This window comes from Cellulosimicrobium cellulans (assembly GCF_001722485.1).
GTDB lineage: Bacteria > Actinomycetota > Actinomycetes > Actinomycetales > Cellulomonadaceae > Cellulosimicrobium > Cellulosimicrobium cellulans_A.
Map to the genome: position 1 here is coordinate 1 of NZ_LWGL01000232.1, position 3,634 is coordinate 3,634.

Here is a 3,634-nt window from a genome sequence, read left to right on the forward strand (position 1 = left end):
CGGCGCGCAGCTCCGCCCAGCGCTGCAGCAGGAGTGCCGCGGCGACCAGCGTCGCGAGCCCGACGAGGCGCACGGCCACCCAGCCGCCCTGCACCACCCACGCGTCCTTCTCGTAGTCGAGCGCGAGCCGCGCGACGGCGAGCAGGTAGACGACGAGCCCGACCGTCGTCGCGAGCGCGCCCGCACCGAGGGCGAGCAGCGGCCCCCGGACGCCGGGTGCGAGCCCGGCCGAGCGGACCGTGCGCCCGACGACGCGGCGCAGCCGGGTCACGAGCACCACCGCGAGCCGCACGAGCGGGCCGAGCACGAGCAGCCCGACGGCCGCGACGACGAGACCGACGAACAGGTCGCCGTTGCCGAGCCACCGCGGCGACGGGACCGGCCCCGCGAGGTACTGCTGGTTCGGCTGCGCCCCCGCGACCTGCGGCGGCGCGCCGGCGCTGCCCGGCATGCCCAGGACCCACGCCGCGACGTCGCGGGGAAAGTCGGGGACGAGCTCGTCGTCGATCTTGATGCCGTGGTTCGCGCCCGCGTAGTAGCGCACGGTCACCTCGGCGCCGGGCTGGTCCGCGGTCGCGTCCATCACCTCGCGCGCGCCCTGCTCGACCGGCATGGAGGGGTCGTCGGTGCCGTAGACGACGAGCACGGGCTGCGACAGCCGCTGAAGGTACGGCTCGACGTCGAAGTCGGCGTACTCGAAGCCGCCGCCGGGGATCGCCATGCCGACGGCGCGCGGGATGGCCCGGAACACGCCGTGCGGCACGTCGGTGTTGCGCAGGTAGCTGTCGACCGCGAACGCCGCCTGCTGCCGCGGCGGCACGACCGGTGCCGAGACGAGCACGCTGAACGCGATGCCCGGGTCGTCCACGGCCATGATCGGCACGATCCACGTGCCCTCCGACTCGCCGTACACGCCGACGGCGCCGGGGTCGACCCCGGGCCGGTCGCGCAGGAGGTCGACGGAGCGCAGGTAGTCTCGCGCCATCGCCGCGTAGTCGCGGTGTCGCGTCGTGTACGTGTCGAGGCGCTTGTCGGGCACGAGCGTCACGACGCCCGCGCTCGCGAGGTCGGTCGCGACGTCGACGAACGCCTCGGTCGCCTTGCCCGTGCCCGCGCCGTGGACGAACACCATGCCGGGGCGGTCGCCCTCGGCCCCGACCGGCTCGCGCAGGACGCCGTCGACGCTCGTGCCGTCGAGGCGGACCGTCACGTCGGTCTCGCGCACGTCGTAGGTGTCCACCCCGTCCACGCCGCCGGCAGGCTGTCCGCCGATCGTCGTGTCCGACGTCGCGGGCTCCAGGTGCTCGCCCACGGGGACCGGGTCCCACTGCGGGCCGGTCACGGCCCCGAGGATCGCGAGCACGACGGCGAGGGCTGCCGTCGTCGCGGCGGTCCGGAAGATCACCGTGGCATCGTACGTCGCGGCCTCTCGCGCCAGCCCTGGTGCGCGCCCGACACCCGGGCGGGGGACGTCCCCCGCCCGCCGCGCGGCGTCGGCCTCTGCGTCGGCCTCTGCGTCAGAAGCCGAGCCGGTGCAGCTGCTTGGGGTCGCGCTGCCAGTCCTTCGCGACCTTGACGTGCAGGTCCAGGTAGACCCGCGCGCCCAGCAGCGCCTCGATCCCGCGTCGCGCGCGCGTCCCGACGTCGCGCAGCCGCGAGCCGCCCCGCCCGATGACGATCGCCTTCTGGCTGTCGCGCTCGACGAAGAGGTTCACCCGCACGTCGAGCAGCGGCGGGCGGCCGGTGCGCTCGTCGCCGCTGCCCTCGCGCGGGACGATCTCCTCGACCTGGACGGCGAGCGAGTGCGGGAGCTCGTCGCGCACGCCCTCGAGCGCGGCCTCGCGCACGAGCTCGGCGACCATGACGGCCTCCGGCTCGTCCGTGAGCTCGCCGCCCGGGTAGAGCTCCGGGCCCTCCGGCAGGTGCGCGACGAGCACGTCGGTGAGGACGTCGACCTGGTACCCGTCCTGCGCCGAGACGGGGACGATGTCGGCCCATCCGCCCGCCTGCTCGCCGAGCGCGTCGACCGCGAGGAGGTGCGCCGCGAGGGTGCCGCGGTCCACGAGGTCGGCCTTGGTGACGACGGCGACGACCGGCGTGCGGTGGCGCCCGCGCCGGACCTCGGCCAGCTCGTTCGCGATGAAGCGGTCGCCGGGCCCGATCTTCTGGTCCGCGGGCAGGCAGAACGCGATGACGTCGACCTCGGTGAGCGTCTCGCGCACGAGGTCGTTGAGACGCTCGCCGAGCAGCGTCCGGGGACGGTGCAGACCGGGGGTGTCGACGAGGACGAGCTGGGCGTCGGCACGGTGCACGATGCCCCGGATGGTGTGCCGGGTCGTCTGCGGACGGCCGGACGTGATGGCGACCTTCTGGCCGACGAGCGCGTTCGTCAGCGTCGACTTGCCGGCGTTGGGCCGGCCGACGAGGCAGGCGAAGCCGGAACGGTGCTCGGACGGGGTGGTGCTCACGGGATGTCCTCCGGTGTCGAGCGCGCGACGTCGGACGACGCGGCGGGGGCGGTCGGGCGACGACGGGCCGCGGCCTCGTCGCCGGTGTCCTCGTCCTCGGTGCGCGCGCGCTCGACGCGCGAGACGACGAGGGTCGCGAGCTGCTTGCGCCGGCCCCGGACGCGGTCGGCCTCGAGCCGCAGGCCGTGGACCTCGGCGGACGAGCCCGGGAGCGGGACCTTGCCGAGCGCCTTGGCGAGGAGGCCGCCCGCGGTGTCGACGTCGTCGTCGTCGAGGCCGAGCTCGAACAGGTCGCCGAGCTCGTCGACGCTCAGCCGCGCGGGCACGCGCAGGCGCCCGTCGCCGAGGTCCTCGACCTCGGGCTCCGGGCGGTCGTGCTCGTCCGTGAGCTCGCCGACGATCTCCTCGAGCGCGTCCTCGATCGTCACGAGACCGGCGATGCCGCCGTACTCGTCGACGACCATCGCGATGTGCGACGCGGACGCCTGCATCTCGCGCAGCAGGTCGTCCACGGGCTTGGACTCGGGGACGAAGATCGCGGGGCGCGCGACGTCGCCGACCGGGCGGTCCCGGTCGCCGGGCGCGGCGTCGAGCACGCGCACGACGTCCTTGAAGTAGGCGACGCCGACGAGGTCGTCGGCGGACGTCCCGGTGACGGGGACGCGGGAGAACCCCGAGCGCAGGAACAGCGTGAGGGTCTTGCGCAGCGGCGTCTCGCGCGACGTCGTGATCATGTCGGTGCGCGGCACCATCACCTCGCGCGTCAGCGTGCTGCCGAGACCGAAGACCGAGCGGATGAGCTCGCGCTCCTCGTCCTCGATGACCTCGGACTCGTTGACGCGGTCCACCATGTCCTGCAGCTCGCGCTCGTGCGCGCCGGCGTCCGGGGCCGGGGCGAGCCGCGTGAGCCAGCGGGTCGCGGCGGCGACGGCCGCCAGCGGCCCGGACAGCGCGAGCAGGACCCGCACGGCGTGGCGGCGCCCGAGCGAGCGCGGGCTGGCGCGCACCACGACGAGTCCGACGACGACGCTCACGACGAGCGCGACGAGGAGCACCTGCCACCACGGCTCGAGCCAGGCGGCGACGAGCAGCGTCAGGCACGCCACCGCCGCGACCTCCGCGACGACGCGGACGAACCCGACCGAGCGCGCGGTGGCCGCGGGGTC

The 3,634-nt window shown here is 75.2% G+C and carries 3 protein-coding genes; all 3 read right to left on the reverse strand.

Annotated features, from left to right (window positions below):
• The coding region (locus JZ5iCDA_RS16175) for an alpha/beta hydrolase family protein (RefSeq protein ID WP_069388071.1) at positions 1-1,405 on the reverse strand (1,405 nt) is incomplete at its 3' end.
• A 112-nt stretch (positions 1,406-1,517) separates the two neighbouring features.
• Complete coding sequence (gene era, locus JZ5iCDA_RS16180) at positions 1,518-2,468, reverse strand: GTPase Era (RefSeq protein WP_069388072.1); 951 nt, start codon at positions 2,466-2,468, stop codon at positions 1,518-1,520.
• On the reverse strand, positions 2,465-3,634 hold a 1,170-nt coding region (locus JZ5iCDA_RS16185; RefSeq protein ID WP_069388073.1), incomplete at its 5' end, for a hemolysin family protein. The genes era and JZ5iCDA_RS16185, both read right to left, overlap by 4 nt.